Source organism: Imperialibacter sp. (assembly GCF_040222385.1).
Taxonomy (GTDB): domain Bacteria; phylum Bacteroidota; class Bacteroidia; order Cytophagales; family Cyclobacteriaceae; genus Imperialibacter.
Genome location: NZ_JAVKDF010000067.1, coordinates 1 through 26,189, shown reverse-complemented (window position 1 = coordinate 26,189; position 26,189 = coordinate 1). Strand labels below are relative to the sequence as shown.

Here is a 26,189-nt window from a genome sequence, read left to right as displayed (position 1 = left end):
CGGGTTAAATTATACCTTCTCTGATGGCAAATTTAACCAAGCCAACTGTGGTAGTGTTCAGCTTGCGGCGGATGTTGTTTTTATGCTTTTCGACTGTCAGGTGGGAGATAAAAAGCTGAGTGGCAATTTCTTCGGCACTGTATTCCATAGCGATAAGGCGCACGATTTCAATTTCTCGTTTGCTAAGTAAAATGCCCTCTCTGTGACCAGATGGCATCTTTAATGTTTGTGCAGGAAAGTATCTTTTGCCGTCTGCAATCAGTGTCACTGCCTGCATGAAATCTTTTACGTCGGCAGTTTTCAAAATATAGCCATCAGCTCCAGCCTCTATCATTCCCGCAATGTCTGCCGGGTCGTCCGACATGCTTAATGCAAGCACTTTAATTGAAGGGAAGTCCTTTTTGATAGATTCAGTCGCCTTTATACCGTCGATGGCAGGCATTTTTACATCCATTAGCACCAGGTCAGGTTGCAGTTCCTCGACTGCCTTCAGCACCTCTAGCCCATTTTTGCAAGTGGCAAGTACCTCGTAGCCGCCCTTTTCGGTCAGAAGAGAACTAATACTTTCTCTGAAAATTTCGTGGTCGTCGGCTATTACTATCCTCATCCTTTGTCTCATTCACGCCAATCACTAACCGTTCACCCGAGTGGGTTGTTTCGTGAGAAATGATTTCAAGTGATGAAGATTGCTGTATTTCTTCAACAACCAAAGAATAAATGGAAGATTCATTCACTCTCATGCCCGAGGTAGTCATCGAGAGTTGAAAGGGAGTTGTAGCCAGCACGAAGAGACTTGTTCGCCCGGCCTCGTTGTGACTGCTGTTACTCACCAACGAATGAACACTCGTTAGAAGTAACAGACTATCTTTAAACGATAAATTGCATTGCCCTTTTATGATGGTTAGTTCTATACTTTTTTTATTCTTGAGATTGAACTGAGTCACATACAGCGATAGGTGGTCGATGAATTTGTCAGTGATAAGCTTGCTAAGAGTTGTTTCCAATGGAGGAAGGGTAATGCCTGGGGTTGGAAGAGAGGGGAGGTCAGGGTTATTTTTATGAGTTGTCAATTGATAAACGTCCTCGACGAAGTTTTTTCTAGGCGGCACTACTGCATGCTGCTTAAGGCTGGGCTGTGAGCTCTTTTTTAAAGATTCAAGCTCTCTTCTTAGCCGTAAGCCGCTTGTTAGCAGGTAAGTGTAGCCGCCAATCAGCAAACCGAACACAGCAATAATCACGAAATTCATACGTGTAATTTTCCGTCAATTACACGCTTTTGGCAAAAGAAATAAATACCCTAAAACGGGTAATTTTAAGTTAGTTGATTGATCACAATTGGCACCTCGATAAAATAAGTGCACCCTCGACCTTTTGACGACTCCACAGAAAGTTTAGCATGCAGTGCTTCTGCCCGATCCCTGATATTGTCGGTGCCAATACCGTTCACTACCTTGTTGGGATCAAATCCGACGCCATCATCTTCGGTGGTGATGTGCATGATGTCAGTCTCCTGATGAATCTGAATATTTAATTCACCAGCCTTTGCATGCTTCAGACAGTTGCTAATAATTTCTTGCAGCATCCTGAACAGGTGCGTTTCTGCTTCTGGGTTCAACATGTATTCATCCCGGTCACAATAGAAGCTTAGCTTTAAGTTTGTGCTTTCTTCTACCTGGCGGCTCATGTCCCTGAGCGCTTCTACTAAACCGTATTTCTGAAGAGCTCCGGCCATCAAATTGTGAGATATCTTCCGAACCTCATCAGCCGATTTTTCTGCGAGCATCACAGCTCGATTATTGGCCGAGCTGCCTTTTGTTTCGCTTTGCAAGCTGATTTTAAGGGCCGCTAGCATGCCACCCAGCCCATCGTGAAGCTCTCTTGCCATTCGCTTCCGTTCTTCTTCCTGGCCCTTTAGTAGTGACTCTATTCGGGTGATTTCAGATTCCTTCAGCAGCTGTTTGATTTTTTGATCGAACACAAGTTTTTCCTTTTCGGCCAGAAAAAGATCTGCCTGGTGTTTCTTTCGCTGGAGGTAAAAGAAGCCAACACCCCAGCCAACGATGAAAATAACGCTAATGATGTAGATGATTCTCTCCGTCTCCGTTTGAGCTATTTTTTGTGCCTGGAGCTCATTGTCTTTGGCCAGCAGGGCTATTTCGTTGTCTTTCTTCTCCGATTCATATTTCTTCTCCAGTTCTTCAATCCTTTTTTTTGTTTCTTCACTTCTCAAAGTGTCTTTCAGGGCTATTAACCTGGTTTGGATGTCGAGGGCAGCTTTGTAGTCTTTTCTGGCCTGGTAGTGATCGAACAATGTTTTAGCGGCCTCTTCCTCCAATACAGGGCTCACGTCTTTAGCCAAATTGTACCCTTTCAGTATGTATTCTTCAGCTTCTGCACGGCCAAGAAGTGACAGTATGGAGCCAGTATTGTAGTAGGCCGAAGGGATGCCGTATTTGTCGTTAGCTTCCAATTTGCTTTGCAGAGCCAATTCATGATAATGAAGTGCGCTATCCAGGTTGCCTAAATCACGGTACACGTTGCCAAGATTATTCTCCGACATTCCGATTTCCATTCGGTTTCCTAGTGTTTTTCTGATATCGAGAGATTTTTTGAAATAAAAAGCAGCGGAGTCGAAGTCTTTTCGCCGGGCTTTGTTGGTGCCGATGTTGTTGTACGCCATTGCCGTGCTTTGCTTGATGCCCATGGCTTCAGACTCTTTGATAGCCCTGTGGTACGATGCTTCCGATTTGTCAAATTGCTCGAGCCTCGAATAAATTACTCCCATGTTGATGTAAGAAGACATCAGGCCTCTCCGGTCGTTTAACTCCTCTTTTATTTTAACCGATTTCAAGTGATACTCCACGGCCTCTTCATATTCGCCTTTTTGCGCCAGCACATTTCCAATATTCATAAGAGCAATTGCCTGAAGTGTGGCGGTATCGGTAACATCGAGAGCTGTTTTGTAAAAGAACAAGGCCGAATCCAACTCTCCAAGGTTTCTTTTGGCGTTGCCTATTCCGTTTATAGCTGAGGCATATTTGCTCGTTTCTCCGGCTTGAGAAAAATAGCTGGATGCCTTTTTGTAAGCGGAGATGGCAGCAGGAAAGTCCCCACTTTGCCTGTTCAGGTTACCGAGGTTCAGGTAGGCACCTCCAAGGCCGCTGAGGTCTTTTGTTTTTTGGTAGGCGAGAATCGTTTGTTCTATAAAATAGCTCGCCGAGTCTAATTTTCCCTGACTGTTATAATATACTGAGAGGTTGTTGAGCCCCTGTGCGAGGCCTTTGTTCAATGATTCTTTTCCGGCTAAGTTGATTTGGAGTTGCGCATAAATTTTTGCCTCATCTGGTGAAAATTTGATGGTTTCTATAAAAAGGGAATTGTACAAGTCCGACTTAACTTCGGCGGAAGAGGCCTGTGATAGAGCTGCCTTTAAAGAATCAAGTGGTGTAAGGGTCTGGCTTTTAGCAGATAGTGAACGGGTTAGCAAAAATGAAATCGAAATAATTAGAATGATCAGCTGGTTGCGCATATCGTCAAAATTTAAGCTCAGTTTAAATATGCAAATATTTTTAGTTATGCCAATTGTGGTATATTTGCACCTCTTATCAAGAAAGACTGAGGGATGGGCCCTTTGAAGTCTTGGCAACCTTCCACCTCCCTGGGGAATAGGTGCCAACTCCCACTTGGAGAATGTAATGTGTAAAGCATTATTTATCCAGGACAGATAAGCGTAGTCCTTCCTTTGGATACCTTTCCTGATAAGAGAATTAATGTGGCTGGTAAAGTGTTCTATGCTTTCGCTGGAATATTTCAAACCAAAACAAAAACACTTTTATGAATATAGAAGAGATCTTAAAGGAAAGAATTCTTGTGCTTGACGGTGCCATGGGTACCATGATTCAGCGCTACAACCTGGAAGAAAAAGATTTCAGGAATGAGGCTCTCAAGGATCATCATATCCCTCTGAAGGGAAACAGTGATTTGCTCAATATCACGAGGCCGGATGTTATCAAGGCGATCCATAAAAAATACTTCGAGGCAGGAGCGGACATAGCCGAAACTAACACCTTTACCGGTACATCCATCGCTCAGGCCGACTATGCTTTGGAGCACCTGGTATATGACATCAACTTCCAGGGAGCAAGGCTTGCCAGGGAAGCTGCCGACGAAGCAACCGCTCTTGATCCCTCAAAACCAAGGTTCGTGGCTGGCTCTATAGGGCCAACCAACAGAACCGCTTCGCTGTCGCCGGATGTAAACAATCCCGGTTACCGAGCCATCGATTTCGATGGACTGAAGGATGCTTACAAAGAGCAGTTGCGTGCATTGATGGACGGCGGCGTTGATATTATTCTCGTAGAAACAATTTTCGATACGCTGAATGCCAAGGCGGCGCTTTTTGCCATCGAAGATGTGTTTGAGGAAAGAGGCGTGAGGCTTCCTATTATGGTGTCCGGCACCATTACTGACGCCAGTGGTCGCACGCTGTCGGGGCAAACAACCGAAGCATTTTTAATTTCGATGGAGCATATGCCACTGATGAGTGTGGGCCTTAATTGCGCACTTGGAGCGTCTCAGCTAAGACCTTATCTGCAGATTATGTCAGAGAAGTCAAATTTCAATGTAAGTGCACACCCTAACGCCGGTTTGCCGAATGAGTTTGGCGAGTACGACCAGACGCCTGAGCAAATGGCTGCGCAAATAGAGGAGTTTTTGAAGGAGGGCATGATCAATGTTATCGGCGGTTGTTGTGGCACCACACCAGATCACATCAAACTGATTTCAGAAACGGCAGCGAAGTATAAGCCAAGGAAGGTGGGCTCGCCATTGGCTGTTAGTAATTAGCTATTGGCTTCAAATTGTAGGAAAGATGAGAAATTTCAGAACCCTTGACATTTGGGTAGACTCCATGAACTTAGCTGAGAAAGAGTATTTATTAGCAGAGAAATTGCCAGGCTCCGAAAGATTTAACCTTTATAGTCAGATAACTCGATGTGCAGTATCTATTCCGTCCAACATAGCCGAGGGGTGTAGTCGCAAGAGCCAACTGGATTTTGCTAGATTTCTTGAAATATCGCTTGGTTCTTCCTTCGAGCTTGAGACTCAACTGCTTTTAATCTTTAGACTGAAATTGCTTACAGGAGAATTCGATATTGACTCTTTGTTCAAAAGCCTTTCTACACTCCAAAGGAGAATCAACAGCCTAATTACAAAGATAAAAGGGTAGTAATATTAAAAATTTACAAAGAAGAAAAAGATAAAAACGTGTCAATATTTAATAGCCAACAGCCAACAGCTAATACCCCTCGCCCCCTCAAGCTCAGTGGACTAGAGCCCCTCATTATTAATAAGGATACAAACTTTGTAAATATTGGCGAGCGTACCAACGTAACCGGTAGCAAGAAATTCGCAAGACTGATCCTGGAGGGTAACTACGAAGAGGCCGTGAGCATAGCCCTGGAGCAAGTACAGAACGGTGCTCAAATCGTTGATATCAATATGGATGAAGGCATGCTTGATGGCGAAAAGGCCATGGTGACCTTCATCAACCTGCTGGCTGCCGAGCCGGAGATTGCCAGAGTGCCCTTCATGATCGACTCGTCTAAGTGGCACATCATCGAAGCCGGGTTAAAATGCTTGCAAGGCAAGGGTATTGTTAACTCCATCAGCTTGAAAGCCGGTGAGGAAGAGTTTCTTGAGCAGGCAAAGAAGGTGAAACGGTATGGTGCCGCCGTGGTGATAATGGCTTTTGATGAGGATGGTCAGGCCGACTCCTACGAGCGCCGCATCGAAATTTGCGAGCGGTGTTACCGCCTTTTGGTCGATAAAATTAATTTTCCGCCTGAAGATATCATTTTCGACCCCAATGTGTTTCCTGTCGCTACCGGCATGGACGAGCACAACAACAATTCCCTCGATTTTTTCAGAGCAACCAAATGGATCAAAGAGAACCTTCCTCATGCGAGAGTGAGCGGTGGTATTAGTAACGTATCCTTCTCATTCAGGGGCAATGACCCCGTAAGGGAGGCCATGCACACAGTCTTTTTGTACTACGGTATCAAACACGGTCTGGACATGGGAATTGTGAATGCCGGCCAAATAGAAGTGTACGACGAAATACAGAAAGACCTTCTGGAAAGAGTGGAGGACGTAATCCTCAATCGGCGACCCGACGCCACGGAACGGTTGCTCGAATTTGCTGAGACTGTAAAGTCTAAAGGCAAGGTAAAGGTGGTCGACGATGCATGGCGCAAAGGGAGTGTAGAAGAAAGGCTGAGCCATGCGCTGGTCAAAGGCATTGTGGAATTTGTAATTGAGGACACGGAAGAGGCCAGAATAAAATACGAAAGTCCTTTGAAGGTGATTGAAGGCCCGTTGATGGCAGGCATGAACATAGTTGGTGACTTGTTCGGCGAAGGTAAGATGTTTCTGCCCCAGGTGGTGAAGAGTGCCCGGGTGATGAAAAAATCAGTCGCCCACCTCATTCCTTTTATGGAAGAAGAGAAAAGAAGAACTGGAAATACCTCCTCCAACGCAAAAATACTTCTTGCAACGGTGAAGGGCGACGTTCATGACATCGGCAAAAACATAGTTGGCGTGGTGCTGGCTTGTAACAACTTTGATATCGTCGACCTGGGTGTGATGGTGCCTGCCGAAAAAATCCTGGAAGCCGCCGTGCGTGAAAAAGCCGATGTGATTGGCCTCAGCGGGTTGATTACACCATCACTCGACGAAATGGTGCATGTAGCCAAAGAGATGGAAAGGCTGGGGATGAAAACACCTTTGCTGATTGGAGGTGCCACCACATCCCGCATTCACACAGCGGTAAAAATAGCCCCGAATTATTCTGGCCCGGTGGTTCACGTGCTCGATGCATCTAAGAGTGTGCCCGTTGCCAGTGAGTTGATCAGTCCTGATACCAGAGAGGCCTTTGCTGCCAGGATTCGCAATGAATACGATGAAGCCAGAATAGACCATGCTGGCAAGCAAAAAGAGAAAAATTACATTTCAATAGCCGAAGCAAGAACGAAAAAGGCACCCGTCAATTGGGACGATTTTACGCCGAAGAAGCCAAATGCACTGGGCGTTAGTGTGTTTAATGACTATTCTCTGGAAGAGATCAGACCCTATATCGACTGGACACCGTTTTTCTCTACCTGGATGTTGAAGGGAAAGTATCCGACTATTTTTGACAATGAAGTAGTAGGTGAGGAGGCCAGAAAGCTTTACAACGATGCCAACGCCATGCTAGACGAGATCATAGCCAGCCGCTCTCTCAAAGCCCATGGTATTGTTGGCTTGTTTCCAGCCTCTGCAGTTGATCATGAAGATGTAAGGATATTAGATGAGTCAGGAAAGGAACTTACCACGTTCCATTTTCTTCGCCAGCAGGGCAAAAAGGCAGCAACGGTGCCTAACCTGAGCCTGGCTGATTTTGTTGCACCGGCAGAAACCGGCAAGCAAGACTATATGGGTGGGTTCGCTGTTACAGCGGGCGACGGGCTCGATGTTATTGTCAAAAAGTACGAAGCCGATCAGGATGACTACAATAGCATCATGGCCAAAGCCCTTGCTGATCGATTGGCTGAGGCTTTTGCAGAATTGCTTCATGAGAAAGTGAGGAAGGAGCTGTGGGGCTATTCACCGGATGAAAAACTTGATACCGAACGGCTCATCAAGGAGGATTATGCTGGCATTCGTCCGGCGCCGGGTTACCCAGCCTGCCCCGACCATACTGAAAAAAGGCTTCTGTTTGATCTGCTCGATGTGGAAAAGAAGACAGGCATCATCCTTACAGAGTCTTTTGCTATGTACCCGGCGGCGGCGGTAAGCGGTTTTTACTTCTCACATCCTGATTCGAAGTACTTTGGTTTGGGTAAAGTAGAAAAGGATCAGGTAGAGGAATATGCACAGCGCAAAGGCTTTTCTTTGGAAGACATGGAAAAATGGTTGGCGCCAAATCTCAATTACAATATTTAATCAAAAACACTTCAGACTAATTCGAAGTGCTGCAATATTCGAAAAATGAAAGTAGTAGACCATATCAACAACGCTAAGAAAACCCTGTTCTCTTTCGAGATTTTGCCTCCGCTAAAAGGGCAGAGCATGCAGGCAATAATCGACACCATAGAACCCTTGATGGAGTTTAAGCCTCCTTTTGTAGATGTAACTTACCACAGGGAGGAGTACATGTACAAAAAACGCCAGGACGGGCTTTTGGAAAAGGTGACGATCAGAAAAAGACCCGGCACTGTCGGCATTTGCGCTGCAATTATTAATAGGTTTAAAATTGACGCAGTTCCTCATATTATTTGTGGAGGTTTCAGTAAAGATGAAACTGAGGACGCACTTATTGACCTTGACTTTCTTGGGATCGATAATGTGTTGGTGCTAAGGGGCGACCCAATTAAGTCGGAGGGAGCTTTTGTAGCCGATCCCAATGGACACAAGTATGCGTCGGAACTGCTGGAGCAGGTCATCAATATGAACAATGGTCGCTATCTGCACGAAGAAACTGAAGGCAACCACACCAATTTTTGTATTGGGGTGGCGGGGTACCCTGAAAAACATTTCGAAGCGCCAAACCTGTCGACGGACATTCGACATCTGAAGCGAAAAGTAGAAATGGGAGCGCAGTATATTGTTACTCAAATGTTTTTTGACAACAACGAGTTTTTTGCTTTTGAGAAAAAGTGCAGAGAGGAGGGCATTACCGTGCCAATTATTCCTGGTCTCAAGCCGATTACCTCTGTCCGTCAAATGACCGCATTGCCGAGGTCGTTTTTCATCAACTTACCCAACGACCTGGTAAATGAGCTTGAAAAATGCAAAGACAATAAAGCCGCTAAAACTGTTGGTATTGAATGGTGTATTAATCAGTCCAAGGAACTGATGGCTGGAGGAGTGCCGGTGCTGCACTACTACACCATGAGCCGTGCGGAGTCGGTGAAGGACATCGCTTCTGCCTTGTTTTAGGATAGGAGGAGAGTGTTGATATGGTTAGATTGCTGCTGAAGAGCCTTTTCTGTTAGGTAGCAGAGGAAATAGCGAAGAAACCATGAAGATTATTGAATGCCCGAGGGATGCTATGCAAGGCTGGGAAAGCTTTATTCCCACGCAAAGCAAGGTTGACTACATCAATCAATTACTGAAGGTAGGCTTTGATACGATAGATTTTGGGAGTTTTGTTTCTCCCAAAGCTATTCCGCAAATGAGGGATACTGTAGAAGTGCTTTCACAACTTGACCTTTCCGAATCCTCGACCAAGTTATTGGCCATCGTTGCCAACCTGAGAGGTGCCGAGGAGGCTTGCCTGCATAAGGAAATAAGCTACCTGGGCTTTCCTCTTTCCCTCTCGGAAACCTTCCAACAGAAAAACACAAATAAGAGCATCGCTGAGGCGCTGGCTATTGTTCAGGGGATTCAAAACCTTTGTGTCAAACACAACAAAGTGTTGGTGGTCTACCTGTCTATGGGCTTTGGCAATCCTTATGGTGACCCTTACGAACCAGCTCTCGTAACTGAGTTTGTGAACAGACTCGATGCGATGGAAATTAAGATTATTTCCTTGTCAGACACTGTAGGTGTTTCTACACCCGCCAATATTATAGCCTTACTTGAAGAGGTCATTCCAGCTTTTCCTCATATCGAGTTTGGCGCTCACTTACATTCTACCAGAGAATCAGCCTGGGAGAAGATAGAAGCTGTGTATCAGGCCGGGTGCAGACGAATGGATGGGGCTATCAATGGCTATGGCGGTTGTCCCATGGCGGAGGATGAGCTCGTAGGGAATATTGCTACTGAACAAATTGTAAGCTTTTGTGGTGACCGCTCTATTCAAACAGGGTTAAAGGAGGATCAGTTTTTGAAATGCTTAAAATTGGCTTCGGTGGTTTTTGCCAACCAATAGTTTTACTGGCAGAATTTTAGCCAGGCATCCTTCCCGCCCTTTGATCCAAGCTTTTCTGCCTCCAAAAAGTCCCGACAGGCAAGCTGGGGGTACTCAGTTTCAAGCAGGGCCATTCCCCTGAGGTAGAAGCCAGTGCCTCTGTCTTTGCTGGAGTATTTGAGAAATGAGTTGAAGTCAAGAACAGCAATATCGAAGTTTTTGAGTTGATAATGACAATAGCCCCGGCCCATAAAGCAGTCAGAATAGTCGGGGTTGATTTCAAGGGCATGGGAGAAGTGCCTTAGGCCACTTTCATAGTCTTGTTTGCCAAATGTGCTGACCTCACCCAGGTAGTAGTAGGCGCTGTCCCAGTTTGGTTGTTTCATCAAAGCGTTGTAAAAAGCGCTGTCAGCCTCATCAAACTTCGATGAATTTTTAAGTGCAATGCCTTTTTTCAGGTAGAAGAAAGCACTGTCTGCTGCCGTTTCGGAATAGCGGAGCCCTTTGCTGATGTGTGGCAAAGAACCATTAAAGAACTTCAGTTTTTCGGAGGACAGAATGGTCGCCATCCTGGCGGTTTCCAGGTTTCGTACGCCAACACTTCTGTAAGCAAAGTCAAGTTGTTTTAATGCCGGGAACCACTTCTTCTCTGCGTAAAGCTCTTTTGCTTCGTTATAGTAATAAATAGACGCATACACCTGCATGGAAAGTGGAATGCAGATCACCAGCCCAATCAAAAGCACCATGAATAAGCTCACCATGATTTTTGTGCGCCGGGAGAAGACCACAGGTTCCGGCGGCTTCCGCGCCCGTGCTTTGTTCCTTTTAAAATAAGGGTCACGATCTCTTGGGGAACTGGATGAGGGTGGTGGTTTTGGTGGGCTGAATTGCTCGTATGTAAACGTAGCTCCAGTGCTTGTGAGTACCTGGTAAGCCTCCACTACTTGCTTAAACCTCTCCTCGGCATCTGGGTTCCCCGGGTTTCTGTCAGGGTGGTATTTGAGTGCCAATCTCCGGTAAGCAGCCTTTATTTGCACTTGCGTGGCACCGTACTGAACACCTAAAACCTGATAATGGTCTGCCATTTTTACCCTGATTACCTGATAAGTTTAAATTGCTTTCCAGGGAGGGACTTCACAAAACCCTCAAACTCCAAATTTAGTAATTCGGAGGCCAATTGATGAATCGGTATTTGCGTGTTCCAGCTCAAAGTGTCCAAATGGATGCCATTGGGCTGTTTCTCCAGCGAATCCCATATTTTGGACGCCATTTCGCTCAGGGCAGGTGGCTTGGTAGCGGTCTTCTTTTTTGTTGATGAAGCAAGGTCCCAATTGAGCAGAGAAGCAAGGCTTTCCGCTGATGTATAGATATGGGCTTTCTGTTGTTCTATAAGTTTATTGCATCCCTCTGAAAAACTATTGCCAAGGTTGCCGGGAATAGCGAGTACTTCCCTGTCGTAGGAATTGGCAATTTCCGCTGTGATGAGTGCACCCCCCCGGCTGGCAGCTTCTACTACTATCACGGCCTCGGCCAGGCCGGCAATGATCCTGTTTCTTGCCGGAAAGAAGGAAGCTTCAGGCTTGGTGCCAGGCGCATATTCTGTCACCAATCCCCCTTTTTCGAGCATTTTGAGTGCTGTGTGTTTATGAACCGAGGGATAAATGACGTCGGTGCCAGAGGCCATTACGCCAAATGTGGGAAGGCCATTGTCAAGCGCTGCCCTGTGAGCTTCTATGTCAATGCCGTAGGCAAGGCCACTTACGATAAGTGGATTGTATGGAATAAGCGACTGAATAATTTCACGGGTAACTTCCCTGCCATAATCGGTGGCGCTTCTTGTGCCAACAATAGCCACTGCCTTCGCCGTGTCAAGTGTTCCAACCCCCTTCTTGAAAATAATCAAGGGGGCATCGTAAATATGCTTCAGTCTTTCAGGATAGGTCTCATCCGTAAAAAATATGGCTTCGGTATCTTGCTTTCCGCAACGCTCCAGTACTTTCTCGGCCTCCTTTAAAAAGTCAGCCTGAATCAGTGCTTCAGCGGTTTTCTCTCCAATACCGTTGATCTTCTTAAGTTTCCCTTTCGGTGTTTTAAAAATAGAAGAGGCTGATCCCAGATGACTGATGAGCATGCGTGCCATGCGGGGCCCAACTCCCGGAACCAATTGGAGGGCTAACTGATATAACTTTTCTTCTGTCAATCTTTCTGTTCTAACTCGCCTCTTAATTTAACGAGGAAAGACCTGACATTCTTCAATCCATCAATCATTTCCAGTGTATCCTTCGCTTTTTTTGCATTTGTTTTCAAAAAATCACGTGCTCCCTGCAGGGTATAGCCCTTTTCTTTTACCAGATGGTAGATAAGTTTTACGTTTTCCAGGTCTTCTTTGGTAAACTGCCTGTTTCCCTTTCGGTTTTTCTTGGGTTTGATGATGTCGAATTCAGTCTCCCAAAACCGAATCAGGGAAGTGGCTACATCCATCATATCAGCCACCTCGCCGATGGTGTAGTATTTTTTCTCGATCTCTTTTTCTTTGTATGGCACGTTAATTATTGATTTTAAAAGTGATCAAACCATCATCTAAAATTTCCAATGCTGTATCAGGAAAGTCCTGTAAGGTTAGCTCTTTTATTTTACGAAGCACTTTCTGATTATCGTCGACAAGCGGCCCTCCAGACCCTAGCTGGTGAGTGGAGTAAATTTGGCCCTGAAGGAAATCACCTTGTCCATTTACCCATAGTTTTACGATGGGAGCGATACCATTAGGACCCTTAAGATTAAACCGGCGATAGGTACAAAAATTGCCCATACTGTAGGCTATAAATTTCCCCTCGTAAAGATCCACTGCCCTGGTTACATGCGGGCCGTGACCAAAAACGATGTCGGCACCAGCATCTATAACCAACCGGGCAAATTCATATACATTGCCTCTGTCCTCGCCCACAAATGATTCCCTTTTCCGGGTAACGTGCTGAAATTCTGGCCCCTCACCACCTGCATGAAACGAAACAATTACTATCTGACACATGGAGTCGAGGTGTTGAACAATCTCTCTGGCCCTGGCGTAGTCGTGAATGCTGATGGTGCCCGTGTTGGGGGCAAAGGCAGCAAAGCCTATTTTAGTTTTTTTAGCTTCAAAGATGGTATAAGGGGTTGATTGAGTGCCCGCTACGGCTATGCCCAACCCTGTGAGCACTTCGATGGAGCTTTTTCGCCCCTCCGGTCCAAAATCACCGGCGTGGTTGTTGGCCAGGCTCATTACATCGAAGCCAGCTTCTTTCAAATGGACTGCATAGTGTTCCGGCGTTTTGAAAAGATAGCAGAGCTTTGGGTTGTTACATTCTTTGGGGGTGCCTTCTTCGTCAATAAGCACTCCTTCGTAGTTACCAAACGTAATATCTGCCTCCTTGAGGATGTGTTCTACATCGCTCAAAAGCATACTACCATTTGCTGGTGGTAAGTATTCCTTCGAAGGGTATTCCGTCCCCAGCATAATGTCGCCAACGCCAATGACGGTCAATGTGTCGGGTACTACCTCAAACACCTCCAGGGCGACCTCTTCTCCTAATTTAATGAGCGTATCGCCTTCCATTGTAATATACACCGGAGCAGGCAGAGGGAGAGCAACAGTGTCTTTCACCACGGGGCTAGGGGTATTGCCGACAGTAGATACCACCCTGCTGGTTTTGCAGGAAAAGGCAGCTAACGACAATAGTAGTATGAACCCTGATTGCTTGAACATGGTTTGGATGGTGTGGCACAAAAATAGAGTATCAAGGTGGAAGTGGCTTTTCAATTCACATGAAATTTATCCACAATTTATTGACACAAAAAAGGCAGCCTTCCAGGAAAGCTGCCTTCATGTTCAGATTCAACTCTTTTTATCCAAGTGATTGGTTTTCAACAGAAGCAAGTCTGAGTATTTCTTCATATTCTTCAGGGGTAACTCCCTGGAAGAAGTAGTGAACAGGGTCGGTGGCCTTGCCATTAATATGCACTTCATAGTGCACATGAGGAGCAGTAGACTTTCCGGTGCTTCCAACAAAACCGATCGTCTCACCTCTTTTGACCTTCTGACCTACTTTCACGTTTTGTAAGTCCATGTGGCCGTATAAGGTTTCGTAGCCAAAGCCATGGTCTATAACCACATACTTGCCGTATCCGCCAAAGTCATATCGTACAGATTTTACTACACCGTCTCCGGTGGCATAAATGGGTGTGCCTCTCTCTGCAGAAAAGTCAACACCTGCGTGCATTTTAGACGTTTTCAGGATGGGATCAATTCTTATTCCATAACCTGAAGCAAGGCGCTTTAACTCTTTGTTGGATATTGGCTGAATAGCAGGCGTGGCAGCCCAAAGTTCTTCTTTATTCTTAGCCAGCTTCATGATTTCATCAAACGACTTGGTTTGAATGTACATCTGCTTCTTCAGCTTGTCGAGTTTTTTAAACGACTCTACAATCAATTCTTCACGCTGAAGGTCAGACTCTATCATGTCCTTGTAACGGTTTGCCCCTCCAACCCCCGCTTCTCTTATCGACGACGGGATAGGCTCTGCTTCAAAAATAACACGGTAAATCTGATCGTCCCTATTTTGAAGTGAGGCGAGCATCTCCTGAGTGTCATTCATGTCCTTCTTGAGAAGCTCATAGTACATATTAAGCTCTTCATTCTCTTTCTTGAGAAGGGCTTCTTTGGGGGAGTCAAAATAGGTGTTGTAGCCCAAAAGAATGCCTATAGCCAAAATGAGGGAGACAGTAAAGAAGCCTAGAAGATTAAGGAAAATATCCCAGGAGCTGACCTTCACACGCTCATATTTGCATGTTTCGGTGTCGTAGTAATATTTTATCCTAGCCATAGGTTGACAGTTAGTCTTTTATTGTAACTTTGCTTCTATATAAGCGAATCTCATCGCTTTTACGGAAAATTCTGAATTCCGTTATAATTCAGGCGCAATATAAGAATTTTTAAACATATTCTGGATATTTCCCAACCTCCGGTAAGTTTGAAAGCAGCATAAACCCCTTTAGTTATTGATAAGTAAACTGTACAATTCTAAGATGCTACAGTTTATCAGACCGTTTTATTCAAATGACAGCAGCAGAGATAAGACAGAAGTTCCTTCAATTTTTTGAAAGCAAAGGCCATAAAGTAGTGCCTTCCGCCCCCATGGTAGTTCAAAACGACCCTACATTGATGTTTACCAATGCGGGTATGAATCAGTTCAAAGACTACTTTCTTGGCAATAAGGAAGCGCAGGTAAAGCGAATAGCTGACACACAGAAATGTCTGAGAGTGTCAGGAAAACACAACGATCTGGAGGAAGTGGGGTTGGATACCTACCACCACACCATGTTCGAAATGCTTGGCAACTGGTCTTTTGGGGATTATTTCAAAAAAGATGCGATTAACTGGGCATGGGAGCTGCTCACGGAAGTGTATAAGCTGCCCAAGGACAGGTTGTATGCGACGGTGTTTGGTGGAGATGAATCAGAAAACTTAGAGAAAGACAATGAGGCATTTGACCTATGGAATGCTCATTTGCCTGCCGATAGGGTGCTGGATGGCTCGAAGAAAGACAATTTCTGGGAAATGGGTGATACAGGCCCTTGCGGCCCTTGTTCTGAATTACACATCGACTTAAGAGATGCCGCTGAAATAGCGAAGGTGCCTGGCAGAGAGATGGTTAATATGGGGCATCCTCAGGTGGTAGAAATCTGGAATCTTGTATTTATTCAGTTCAACAGGGTATCGGACGGAAGCCTTAAGTCGCTGCCAGCCAAGCATGTGGATACCGGCATGGGCTTCGAAAGGCTTGTGATGGCTTTGCAGGGCAAAAAATCAAACTACGATACCGACGTCTTCCAGCCAATGATCGCTGTGCTGTCCGAAAAGGCAGGCGTGGCGTATGGCGACGATGAAAAGACGGACATTGCCATGAGGGTGATTTCCGATCACATCAGGGCTATTTCGTTCGCTATTGCTGACGGGCAGCTGCCTTCTAATGTAAAGGCTGGCTATGTGATAAGAAGAATTTTGAGAAGGGCAGTGCGCTACGGTTATACCTTCCTGAAGTTTAATGAGCCGTTTCTCCATACTTTGGTGCCGGTGCTTTCCGATCAGTTTGCTGGTGTTTTTCCTGAGCTGGTTGGGCAAAAGGATTTTATTGCCAAAGTAATTTTTGAGGAAGAAACATCTTTCCTGCGCACACTTGACAAGGGGCTCAAGCGGATCGAGGTGATTAAGCAGTCGCTGAAGGGGAATGAAATCAGCGGTGCTGTTGCTTTCGAGCTTTACGACACTTACGGGTTTCCACTTGACCTAACGGCATTGATCGCCAGAGAAAATGGATTGACGGTGGATGAAGCTGGTTTCCAAACGGAAATGCAGCAGCAGAAAGACCGGTCGAAGAAATCGTCGAAAGTATCTACAGGCGATTGGGTAGAGGTGAAGCAGGACGAAGAGCTTGGCTTTATTGGCTACGACAACCTGGAATCTACCGCCCAGGTAGTAAAATACAGAGAAATAGAAGACAAAGGAAATAAGTTGTTTCAGCTTGTGCTTGACAACACACCGTTTTATGCCGAAAGTGGCGGACAGGTGGGTGACAAAGGACTGCTTATTTCTGGCGATCAGAAAATAAAGGTGCTGGACACGAAAAAAGAGAATGACCTGATTATCCACTTCGTTTCCGAGCTACCCAAAGACCCATCATTGCCATTACAGGCAAAAGTAGATGGTTATAAGAGAACACTAACGGAGAATAACCACAGTGCAACTCACTTGCTGCATGCAGCACTCAGGCAGGTGCTCGGCACGCATGTGCAGCAGAAAGGATCTTTGGTTTCTCCCGACGTACTTCGGTTCGACTTCTCTCATTTTGCAAAAATGACCGATGAAGAAATCAGGGAAGTGGAGGCCATTACCAACAGAAAAATAAGAGAAAACATAGCGCTGAATGAGCGACGCAATGTGCCCATCGCTGAAGCCAAACAGTTAGGAGCCATGGCGTTGTTTGGTGAGAAATATGGTGAGTTTGTGCGGGTCATTACCTTTGATCCACACTATTCGGTAGAATTGTGTGGAGGCACTCACGTGCGTGCCACTGGCCAGATCGGTTTTCTCAAAATCGTTTCTGAAAGCAGTGTGGCTGCTGGTGTGCGACGCATCGAGGCAGTGACGGCCGATAAGGCGGAGTCTCTAATGATCGAGCAGGACATGCTGGTGAACGAAATGAAGGAATTGCTCAAGAACCCGAAAGACCTGGCCAAGGCTGTGGCGCAGCTACTGGAAGAGAAGCAAAACCTCACAAAGGAGCTTGAAGGATATCGCTTAAAAGCGTCGCAGGGCGTGAAGCAGGACTTGCTTACGGACGTGAAGACAATTGATGGCATCAGCTTGCTGGTGGCGGAGGTGACTTTGCCTGATGCTGATGGCCTGAAAAAGCTGGCATACGAGCTGAGAAATGAGCTGCCATCGCTGGCCATGGTGCTGGCAGCGAATATTGACGGCAAGCCTCAGGTAGCTGTGATGTTCGACGATTCGCTCGTGGAAAAATTTGGATTAAATGCCGGGCTCATCGTGCGTGACCTGGCCAGAGAAATACAAGGTGGTGGAGGCGGACAACCGTTTTTCGCTACTGCAGGAGGAAAAGACATTAACGGATTGCCCAAAGTGGTGGAAAAAGCAAATGATTTACTGGCAAAAGCGCTTAATTTGAGCTCTCTTGCTTAACCGAAGTGCATCTAATGAGTGATTTGAAGGACAAGAATAGCTTTGAGGCCGTTATTGGACTGGAAGTGCATGTGCAACTGCAGACTAAAAGCAAGGTGTTTTCACCGGATGCCAATAAGTTTGGTTCAGAACCCAATCAGCACATCCATGTGATTAGCCTGGGGCATCCGGGCAGCATGCCTAAGCTGAATAAAAAGGCACTGGAGTACGCCATTGAAATGGGGCTCGCCTGCCACAGTGAAATTGGGCGATACAATTTCTTTGACAGAAAGAACTACTTCTACCCCGACCTTCCAAAGGGATACCAGGTGACGCAGGACAAGACACCGATTTGCAAAGGAGGCTACGTAGAAATTGGTTTCGATACCAACACGCCGAAAAAGATCACGCTTCATAAGATCCACATGGAGGAAGATGCGGGCAAATTGATGCACGTCGATGGTAAGGATATTTCGGCCGTGGACTACAACCGGGCTGGTGTGCCTTTGATAGAGATAGTGACTGATCCCATGATTACCTCATCGCAGGATGCCGGTGCCTTTCTTACTGAGATCAGGAAGATGGTGCGTTTCCTGGGTATTTCTGACGGTCATATGGAGGAAGGCTCACTGCGCTGCGATGCCAACGTGTCGATTCGTAAAAAAGGTGTGACCACACTGGGTAACAAAGTAGAAGTAAAAAACCTCAACAGCATCAGGTATGTGCAGAAGGCGATTGAGGTAGAAATTGAAAGGCAGACGAATCTGACACTACAGGGTAAGGCTATCATTTCCGAAACAAGGCTGTTTGACCCTGAGAAGAACCAGACCTACGGCATGCGGATGAAAGAGGAGCTCAACGATTACCGCTACTTCCCGGAGCCTGATCTGGCGCCATTTGTTGTGGACGACACCATGCTTGACGACATCCGCAAAAAGATGGCCAAGCTGCCCCGCCAATACTACGACGACTTTACTCAAAAATACGGTTTGCCTGCTTACGATGCACTGGTGATCACCGAAAAGAGAGACTTCGCTCATCTTTTTGAAGAAACGGTGGCCCATACCACGTGCTATAAGCAAGTGAGTAACTGGCTAATGGGGCCGATTAAGAGTTACCTGAAGGAAAATGGCACATCCCTGCGCAAGCTTTCGCTCACAGGTGCTATGCTGGCCGATCTGGTCAATCTGGTGGAAAAGGGAACGGTGAGCTACACTGTGGCCTGCCAGAATATCTTTCCGGAGGTGATAAAAACGGGCAAGGCACCTCACGACATTGCGCATGACATGAACCTGGTGCAGGAGTCGGACAGCGATGTGCTGATGCCTGTGATAAATGAAGTACTCGCTCAAAATGCTGATAAAGTGGCCATGTACAAAAGTGGGAAAAAGGGACTGCTTGGCATGTTTATGGGTGAGGTGATGAAAAAAACCAATGGAAAGGCTGATCCGAAACTAACTAACCAACTTTTGGTTGAATCATTGGCTTAGAAGTCTTGTTAGAGAAAAAAACAGAAAGATGATAAAGTATCTTGTCGTAGTATTAGCAGGAGTTTTACTTATTACCTCGTGTTCTGAGGGCACAAGTCAGGATGGGTTGAAGATTGCTGGAAAAGTAAAATTCCCACAAGAAACAGGCATCATTCAGCTAGAAATGCTGGGTCTCGAGGGAATTGACCCTATCGATACGCTCACATTGGCAGCCGACAGCACATTTGAGACCTACGTTCAAATCACTGAACCTTCCTTCCTCCGCATCAACTTCTATGGCAAGCAGGTAGTTCCTTTGGTGCTGGACAAAAGCGATGTTTATATAGAGGTGGAAGCTTATTCCCCTCAAGCTCCATTCACTGTGACTGGCTCAAAGGACACGGAATACTTTGAAGCTGCCGGTAAGCTGAATGCCAAGTTTCAGTCGGATGTGCAGATGATTAACAATGATTACAGCCAGGCCATGATGTCGGGTGATATTGAGACGGCTAATAAAATACGGGAGCAGTATATTGACATCGAAGCCAGCTTTAGTAAAAACATGAAAAAGCTAATCTGGTCGATGGATAACTCGGTGTCGGCCATATTTGCCTTGAATTACATGGACGCCGAGGCGCAGTTTCCTTTTTTCGATAGCCTGGCCACCAGGTTTCAGAATGGGCTGCCCGATTCCCGTTTTACCAAAGAGCTGGTGACCAGGGTGGATAATATGAGGGCGTTGGCCGTGGGGGCAATGGCTCCGGAAATTAACCTGCCAAATCCAGATGGCGAATCAATTGCGTTGTCATCGCTAAGAGGAAAATACGTGCTGGTAGATTTTTGGGCTGCCTGGTGCAAGCCCTGCCGCCAGGAAAACCCTAATGTGGTGGCTTCTTATAACAGGTACAAGGACAAGGGCTTCGAAATACTGGGCGTTTCACTGGACAGAAGGAAGGATGCGTGGCTAAAGGCAATTGAAGACGATGGCCTCACCTGGAAGCACGTATCTGACCTGAACTACTTTAATTCGGAAGCCGCTGCCACCTATCAAATCAATGCTATTCCTGCTACTTATTTGATTGGCCCTGACGGAACGATCATTGCCAAAAACTTAAGAGGGGAGTCGCTGGAGCGGAAGCTTGAGGAGATTTTTGGGTGATTGCGAAGTTCATGCTTTGCTTTCAAGGAACTCAAGCCGCCGATTCATGATGGCCAGTTCTTCCATTCTTAATTTTCTATCCTCGTTCAAAGCATTCATGAAACGCTCGTTTTGAGCATCCAATTCAGCTTGTCTTTGCTTTCGCTCGTTTTCCAACTCGGACTTCCTGTTCTTTTCCTCTTTTTCCATTCTTAAAAGCACCTTGTCCATTCTTTCGCCCCGATCGTCGAGCTTTTTGAAGATTCCATTTACCACCTTTTTATTTTCAACGGCGTAGTCTTTCAATGCGTCAATATCAGCGGTAAGCTTATCAATGGCTTTCAAGGTGTTACTCAACTGTTCTTCTATTTGATTGACTCGCATGTTTAGTCTTTCATTATCCACTCAGTATAAAAATAACTTTTTTTTTGCCATTTGTTTCAAACTGGCCTTTCATAACACACCAATGAGCTTATTTTTTGCCAGACGGATCATTCAAGGTCGCCTCTTTTCCAACTCCCGAATCACATCACTGGCAATCCACTTGCTGGTCTTGTCATCTGTGGCCTGGAGCTTCCTTGCCAATTCAATCACCTCGGCAGTTAGGTAAGGCCTTTTCTTCCCCACCTGCCTCATTGCCCAGCTTATTGCTTTTTTTATGAAATTCCGGGGGTCGTTGGCTACCGCAGCTGCCTTTTGGAGCATCAAGCGCAGCTCGTCGTCGGTTACGTTGTTCTTTTGGTGCATGGTGGCTTCGGCTATTAGCACAATGCCTGCCCTTCGGGTAAATTCATGCTCGGAGGGAATCCATTCGTTCACTTTGCTCTTCCAGAAAGGAGTATATACGAATAGGTTGCCGCAGCACTGGTCGCACAGATCCCAGGAATACATGTCTGCCACCCATGCATCCATTTGTTCCGTAGTCATTTGTTTCGGGTCGCCAACCATGCTGGCCAGCACTTTTGCTTCATGAATGTCGGTTTGCCAAAGCTGCATGGCAAGGCTGTGGTTCTTTTTGATGGTTTTGGCTATTTTGCGGAGCTCAGGTGTTTTGATGCCCAGCGCTTTTTCGGATGGGATGCCAAACCGCTCAACACCTTTCTTTATCCCCTCGTTTGCCAGATATTTCAAACCACTAATAACACTTTCTACCGTCTCCATAAATTGATGTTACTGTTTCTGGTTAAACTTACTACTTTGGCAAAATAACCTTTTATCAAACCAATGACTCGACCTACAAACTTAAATTTAGCACTGCTTTTTACCCTTTTAACAACGGCAGTATTTGCTCAACCAGACAGGTGGCAGCAGCGTGTAGAGTACACCATGGACATTGACATGGATGTATCTGCCCATCAGTTCAAGGGTAAGCAAAAGCTCGTTTATTACAACAACTCTCCTGACACCCTCACGAAAGTCTTTTATCACCTTTACTTCAATGCTTTTCAGCCGGGAAGTTCGATGGACGTTCGCTCCCGCACAATCGCCGACCCGGACAGGCGGGTAATGGATAGAATTTACCATTTGAAAGATGATCAGATTGGCTATCAGAAGATCAACAGCCTGAAGCAGGATGGCAAAGTGCTTTCGTATGCTGTAGAAGGCACTGTGCTGGAAGTGAACCTTGCCAAACCCATTCTTCCAAAAAGCAAGGTGACTTTTGATATGGAGTTTGACGGGCAGGTGCCTTTGCAGATCCGCAGAAGTGGCTGGAATAACAGGGAAGGCGTGGAATACTCGATGGCTCAATGGTACCCTAAGATGGCCGAATATGACTACGAGGGCTGGCATGCCGATCCGTACGTAGGCAGAGAGTTTTACGCTCCATGGGGCGATTTTAATGTAAACATCACGATTGATTCCGCCTACATGATTGGCGGTTCTGGCTACCTGCAGAACCCTGAGCAAATAGGTAAGGGCTATCCAAAACCTGGCACTGCGATCAAAAGACCGAAGGGCAACAAGCTGACCTGGCAGTTCAAAGCACAGAACGTTCATGACTTTATGTGGGCTGCCGACCCTGACTATCTGCATGATGTGGCTCAGGTGCCTGGTGGGCCAGCCTTGCATTTCTTTTATCAGGGCGATACGCTCGTTGAAAACTGGAAAGAATTACAAGGCATTGCTGCAAAGGCATTCGACTTTCTGAACAAGAACTTTGGCAAATATCCCTATGATAAATTTGCTGTGGTGCAGGGAGGTGACGGCGGCATGGAGTACCCAATGTCAACGTTGATTACAGGGCACAGATCAGTTCGCAGTCTTGTGGGCGTGACCGTGCATGAAGCCCTGCACAGCTGGTACCAGGGCGTGTTGGGTACCAATGAGTCGCTGTACCCATGGATGGATGAAGGCTTTACCGACTACGCCACGCAGATCACTATGCACTATCTTTTCGACGGGCCAAACGGTGGCAATTACATCAATCCGCTGGAGGGCTCGTATCGTTCTTACTTCTCACTGGCACAAAGCGGCCTGGAGGAGCCTATGTCGACACATTCTGACCATTACAATACCAACAGGGCTTATGGTTCTGCGGCTTACTCGAAGGGGGCTGTTTCGCAGCATCAGTTGAGCTATGTGATTGGTCACGAAACGTTTATGCGGGGCCTGCGCAGGTATTTTGACACCTGGAAGATGAAGCACCCCAATATGAATGACTATGTTCGGATTCAGGAAAAAAACTCCGGCCTGGAGCTGGATTGGTATTATGAGTACTTCGTGAATTCCACCAAGACCATTGACTATGGCATTAAGTCGGTGGAGGAGCAGGGAGAGCAAACAAACGTTACCCTGGAGAGGATTGAAAAAATGCCGATGCCAATAGAGCTGTATGTGGAGTATGCCGATGGCAGCAAGGAGCTGTTTTATATTCCGTTGGATTTGATGAGGGGTGTGAAGGAGCATGATGACCCGAGCATTCCACGCACCATCCTTACCGACTGGCCCTGGACCCATCCGTACTATACCTTCAGCATTCCAAAGAAGCCGAAGGACATCAGGTACATGGAGATAGATCCAACGCAGCGCATGGCCGACACTGACCGAACGAATCAGAGCTACCCCTGGCGCTCGGCTGTGGAGGCAGAAGGGGAGAAGGTTAATAAGTAGGACAATCGAGTGGCCGGTAATCAGTGTTCTATAGAAGGCGTTGCTGAAATTCCCGAATTTTCAAACTGATTAAATACCTGTGGCAATCTGCTTAGTAGGAACAACGCTTACTAAACAGATTGCCACTTTTACCAGGTATTGAGTCCGCCTAAGGGGCTACGGCGAATATGTAAAAGCTGAGCCACCTTTTCACCGGAAATTTCGTATATTAAAGAAGGAAGATTTCGCCATTCGTTCCTTTCTGTATCAAATACCCCCTTTTCTTTGCAGCGCAGCTTTGTCCTGCTTGCTGCGCAGCAAACATCTGACTGAAGCGCAGTAAAAACCAATTTGCTGCGCAGCAAATGCTCCGCACATAGCTATGTTGCACCTCCAGGATAGCCTTAATGAAGCTCCAATATAGCCACATCTAACCCTCAATGTAGCCACATTTACTTTCCAATGAAGCCTTTATGTGTTCTGGGGCTGCTTATGGCCAGCAAGTGATACAGGAAGGGTTTTCAATGGGCTGTTTAACTTGCATGAAATAGCCATAAGGGATGCCATACCCAACGGAACCGGCGTGGAACGATGAATAAAGTCGGCAGACAGACAAAATATCCCTTCCGTAATGGTAGAAGCTATTCCCGCTTCGGCGGACCGATCTGGCCGCTGAAAAATAATTTTATACAGATGAAATTCTATTATTTTCCAGGCATTTGGGTAGTATATTGAAGCCATCAAATAAAACGCTATGCTAAAAATACCATACTACGTGACTACTAAGGGCGAAGCCGGAAAAGCTGGTGGCGGGCAGTACAGGTTCTACCCGGCGTTGCTGCCCAGGCGCAAAGCCACTGAGGAAGATGTGATGACCCATATGGAAAGAGAGTACAATGTCCGTCGATCAACGGTGAAGCAGGTGATCATCGCCCTACAGGGAACGATTGTGGATATGCTGGAGACGCACAACCACGTTGACCTCGGGGAGTTGGGTTTTGTGCGGCTGGAGATCAAATGCAGCGGGGAAGACGACCCGACCAAGGTCACCCGCCACCACATCAAAAAGCCCACACTGCATATTCGGTTAAGCGGCACTATGAAGCAAGCACTTAAATACTTTAGGTTCGAAAAGGCCACCGCCTCTGAGCTGAAAAATGCCGGGGTGGCCAATGCCAAGAAGAAGTGAGGGAGCTTGGCTATTTCAAAACCAGCACAAGAGGGCCGTGCATCAGGTCTTTACCAGAAGGCTGGTGCTGACCACCGCCTGAAGACCAAGGGTTATGCACTGGCCCCTACACGGCTCCATGGGTCGAATGGTTTCGTCGTCATGTACTCCTGCCATTGGATGATCAACACTTTTTGGATAGTCCCACGCTCAATAATGGGCATAAACCCATAGTCGTATGAAAAGTAATAAGTGCCCGATTGGGTAGGGTAAATGGTGGTGAAAAGTTTGAAATCGAATTTCAGCTGGTCAAGAATGTCTTTTCTCACGGTGGCCTTGCCGGTTGGGCACAACGTATAAAGAATTTTTCTATTCCGGCGGATAAGCTTATTGGCTACCTGAATGTTTTTCTCCAGGGCTCCTTTATGACGGTTGTGGTAGGCATTTCGGCACTGGGCATCGCAAAATCGTTTGTCCCACCTGCCTACCAGTGCTTCTCCACAGTGCTGACAGTTATTACTTAACATAATAAGTGTTTTTATAAATACTTATAAACGTATATAAATGCTTACAAACATACTTAAGGTAGAAATATTCTCTCTATTTAGGTCTATGAAAACTGAACAAACTATCGTTTACAATCCGGCAGCCCACGGCAGCACGCCACCTGCCCGGCTGGCCGATCCGGTGGTAAAGGAATACCAGGAGGCGTTAGCCCTGTTCAGACAAAAGCTGGTCATACGCCGGTACAGTGCATCGACGCTGAGCACGTATTTTTATATGTTTCGGGAGTTTTTAAAAGCCATGTACCCGATGCCGATCAGGCAGCTAAGGAAGGAAGACATACTTGCCTATCAGGCAATGCTGGTAAAAGAAAGAAATGTATCCTCTTCTTATCAGAACCAAAGCATCAATGCGATCAAGTTTTACTTTGAAAAAGTGATGGGCATGCCCGCCGGGTATTATGACCTTGAGCGCCCCCTGAAAGAGCAGAAGCTACCGACTGTATTCAGCAAAAAAGAAGTGGCAGCTATTTTGAGTAATTGCCACAATATCAAGCATGAAGCAATCCTGACTCTTATTTACTCGGCTGGACTGAGAATTTCTGAAGCGATAGATATAGAAATCAAAGACATTGATTCGGATAATATGCGGATCTGGATAAGGGGAGCCAAAGGCAAGAAGGACAGGCTCAGCGTGCTTTCGCCTAAAATGCTGGACTTGCTACGCAACTACTACCGGAAAGAAAGGCCAAAGCAATACCTTTTTGAAGGGCCTGCTCATGCGAAATACTCAGTGACCAGCATCAGGAATGTGTTTCACCGGGCCAAAAAGAAGGCGGGCGTAACAGCGCCCGGAACAGTACACACACTGAGGCATTCATTTGCCACTCACCTGCTGGAAAATGGCACCAACCTCAGGTATATTCAGCAGCTACTTGGGCACGGCAGCAGCAAAACTACCGAGATTTACACCCACGTATGCAACACCAACCTGACGAACATCAGTAGCCCGCTTGATTCGTTATAAAAATGGGATTAACTTAAATACGAAATAAAGACAATTGTGCTTGCACAGTTGTTAAGTTCGATTGCTTCTTTCTGAGCGTAAAATCAGCAGTATTTCAAGGTTTCGGGGGTAAGGTCTGTCCTTGTCAGATTAGCAGCCATTTGTGGCATGAAATGAAACTTCAAGTCTTAGCGGTGAGACCGTGCAAGTAA

Annotated in this window: 22 protein-coding genes and 1 riboswitch; of the genes, 11 read left to right on the top strand and 11 right to left on the bottom strand. The window is 46.2% G+C overall.

Translation table 11 applies throughout. The features are described from left to right. Positions 1 to 4: 4 nt before the first annotated feature. The 3 genes from RIG68_RS28570 to RIG68_RS28560 form a co-directional block, all read right to left on the bottom strand. On the bottom strand, positions 5 to 607 hold the full coding sequence (locus tag RIG68_RS28570; RefSeq protein WP_350130417.1) for a response regulator: 603 nt from the start codon (positions 605 to 607) through the stop codon (positions 5 to 7). Further along, positions 558 to 1,247: a hypothetical protein gene (locus tag RIG68_RS28565; protein WP_350130415.1), complete on the bottom strand. Its 690-nt coding sequence runs from the start codon at positions 1,245 to 1,247 to the stop codon at positions 558 to 560. Before RIG68_RS28565 ends, RIG68_RS28570 begins: the two co-directional genes overlap by 50 nt. A 65-nt stretch (positions 1,248 to 1,312) precedes the next feature. Further along, the gene (locus tag RIG68_RS28560) at positions 1,313 to 3,529 is read right to left on the bottom strand and encodes a tetratricopeptide repeat-containing sensor histidine kinase (protein WP_350130413.1); all 2,217 of its coding nucleotides are present in this window, start codon (positions 3,527 to 3,529) and stop codon (positions 1,313 to 1,315) included. A gap of 70 nt (positions 3,530 to 3,599) precedes the next feature. Further along, positions 3,600 to 3,731, top strand: a riboswitch (SAM riboswitch). Positions 3,732 to 3,834: 103 nt separating this feature from the next. Here RIG68_RS28560 and RIG68_RS28555 point away from each other — a divergent pair. The 5 genes from RIG68_RS28555 (at position 3,835) to RIG68_RS28535 (ending at position 9,910) form a co-directional block, all read left to right on the top strand. Further along, the gene (locus RIG68_RS28555) at positions 3,835 to 4,845 is read left to right on the top strand and encodes a homocysteine S-methyltransferase family protein (RefSeq protein WP_350130411.1); all 1,011 of its coding nucleotides are present in this window, start codon (positions 3,835 to 3,837) and stop codon (positions 4,843 to 4,845) included. Positions 4,846 to 4,870: 25 nt separating this feature from the next. Next, entirely contained in the window at positions 4,871 to 5,227 is a 357-nt protein-coding gene (locus tag RIG68_RS28550; RefSeq protein ID WP_350130409.1) for a four helix bundle protein, read from the top strand. 38 nt (positions 5,228 to 5,265) lie between these two features. Next, entirely contained in the window at positions 5,266 to 7,980 is a 2,715-nt protein-coding gene (metH, locus tag RIG68_RS28545; protein ID WP_350130407.1) for a methionine synthase, read from the top strand. Positions 7,981 to 8,025: 45 nt separating this feature from the next. Then, the gene (gene metF / locus RIG68_RS28540) at positions 8,026 to 8,976 is read left to right on the top strand and encodes a methylenetetrahydrofolate reductase [NAD(P)H] (protein ID WP_350072376.1); all 951 of its coding nucleotides are present in this window, start codon (positions 8,026 to 8,028) and stop codon (positions 8,974 to 8,976) included. Between the two features lie 82 nt (positions 8,977 to 9,058). Next, positions 9,059 to 9,910, top strand: a complete 852-nt coding sequence (locus RIG68_RS28535) for a hydroxymethylglutaryl-CoA lyase (RefSeq protein WP_350130405.1) — start codon at positions 9,059 to 9,061, stop codon at positions 9,908 to 9,910. A gap of 2 nt (positions 9,911 to 9,912) precedes the next feature. On the opposite strand, the gene RIG68_RS28530 is transcribed toward RIG68_RS28535, so the two are convergent. From RIG68_RS28530 to RIG68_RS28510, 5 genes are all read right to left on the bottom strand, one after another. Next, positions 9,913 to 10,974 (bottom strand): DnaJ domain-containing protein, encoded by a 1,062-nt coding sequence (locus RIG68_RS28530; RefSeq protein ID WP_350130404.1) that lies wholly within the window; start codon positions 10,972 to 10,974, stop codon positions 9,913 to 9,915. 11 nt (positions 10,975 to 10,985) lie between these two features. After that, positions 10,986 to 12,089, bottom strand: coding sequence for a DNA-processing protein DprA (dprA, locus tag RIG68_RS28525; protein WP_350130402.1), 1,104 nt, complete (start codon positions 12,087 to 12,089; stop codon positions 10,986 to 10,988). Beyond that, positions 12,086 to 12,433: a MerR family transcriptional regulator gene (locus RIG68_RS28520; RefSeq protein WP_152000468.1), complete on the bottom strand. Its 348-nt coding sequence runs from the start codon at positions 12,431 to 12,433 to the stop codon at positions 12,086 to 12,088. The genes dprA and RIG68_RS28520 overlap by 4 nt, the downstream gene beginning before the upstream one ends. Position 12,434: 1 nt before the next feature. Beyond that, positions 12,435 to 13,631, bottom strand: coding sequence for a CapA family protein (locus RIG68_RS28515; RefSeq protein ID WP_350130400.1), 1,197 nt, complete (start codon positions 13,629 to 13,631; stop codon positions 12,435 to 12,437). 139 nt (positions 13,632 to 13,770) lie between these two features. Further along, on the bottom strand, positions 13,771 to 14,748 hold the full coding sequence (locus RIG68_RS28510; RefSeq protein ID WP_152000470.1) for a M23 family metallopeptidase: 978 nt from the start codon (positions 14,746 to 14,748) through the stop codon (positions 13,771 to 13,773). Between the two features lie 233 nt (positions 14,749 to 14,981). Between RIG68_RS28510 and alaS the strand changes: the two genes are divergently transcribed. Genes alaS through RIG68_RS28495 form a run of 3 tightly spaced genes read left to right on the top strand, consistent with a single transcriptional unit; the run spans position 14,982 to position 20,231 of the window. Further along, a complete protein-coding gene (gene alaS, locus RIG68_RS28505; protein ID WP_350130398.1) occupies positions 14,982 to 17,624 on the top strand; it encodes an alanine--tRNA ligase in 2,643 nt (880 codons plus the stop codon). Positions 17,625 to 17,638: 14 nt separating this feature from the next. After that, positions 17,639 to 19,093: an Asp-tRNA(Asn)/Glu-tRNA(Gln) amidotransferase subunit GatB gene (gene gatB, locus RIG68_RS28500; RefSeq protein ID WP_350130396.1), complete on the top strand. Its 1,455-nt coding sequence runs from the start codon at positions 17,639 to 17,641 to the stop codon at positions 19,091 to 19,093. A gap of 28 nt (positions 19,094 to 19,121) precedes the next feature. Then, positions 19,122 to 20,231: a peroxiredoxin family protein gene (locus RIG68_RS28495; RefSeq protein ID WP_350130394.1), complete on the top strand. Its 1,110-nt coding sequence runs from the start codon at positions 19,122 to 19,124 to the stop codon at positions 20,229 to 20,231. Positions 20,232 to 20,240: 9 nt separating this feature from the next. Here RIG68_RS28495 and RIG68_RS28490 read toward each other — a convergent pair whose 3' ends face one another. Continuing rightward, entirely contained in the window at positions 20,241 to 20,594 is a 354-nt protein-coding gene (locus RIG68_RS28490; RefSeq protein ID WP_350130392.1) for a hypothetical protein, read from the bottom strand. A 111-nt stretch (positions 20,595 to 20,705) separates the two neighbouring features. Then, entirely contained in the window at positions 20,706 to 21,371 is a 666-nt protein-coding gene (locus RIG68_RS28485; RefSeq protein WP_350130390.1) for a DNA alkylation repair protein, read from the bottom strand. 63 nt (positions 21,372 to 21,434) lie between these two features. On the opposite strand from RIG68_RS28485, the gene RIG68_RS28480 reads away from it, so the two are divergent. Further along, on the top strand, positions 21,435 to 23,321 hold the full coding sequence (locus tag RIG68_RS28480) for a M1 family metallopeptidase (RefSeq protein ID WP_350130388.1): 1,887 nt from the start codon (positions 21,435 to 21,437) through the stop codon (positions 23,319 to 23,321). A 733-nt stretch (positions 23,322 to 24,054) separates the two neighbouring features. Then, positions 24,055 to 24,489, top strand: coding sequence for an HU family DNA-binding protein (locus tag RIG68_RS28475; protein WP_350130386.1), 435 nt, complete (start codon positions 24,055 to 24,057; stop codon positions 24,487 to 24,489). Positions 24,490 to 24,581: 92 nt separating this feature from the next. Here the strand turns inward: RIG68_RS28475 and RIG68_RS28470 are convergent, their stop codons facing one another. Then, entirely contained in the window at positions 24,582 to 24,995 is a 414-nt protein-coding gene (locus tag RIG68_RS28470) for a hypothetical protein (protein WP_350072389.1), read from the bottom strand. Between the two features lie 37 nt (positions 24,996 to 25,032). Here RIG68_RS28470 and RIG68_RS28465 point away from each other — a divergent pair, with 37 nt between their 5' ends. Continuing rightward, positions 25,033 to 25,998 carry a tyrosine-type recombinase/integrase gene (locus RIG68_RS28465; protein ID WP_350130384.1) on the top strand — a complete coding sequence of 322 codons (966 nt, stop codon included), beginning with the start codon at positions 25,033 to 25,035 and terminating at the stop codon, positions 25,996 to 25,998. The last annotated feature ends 191 nt before the right edge of the window (positions 25,999 to 26,189 follow it).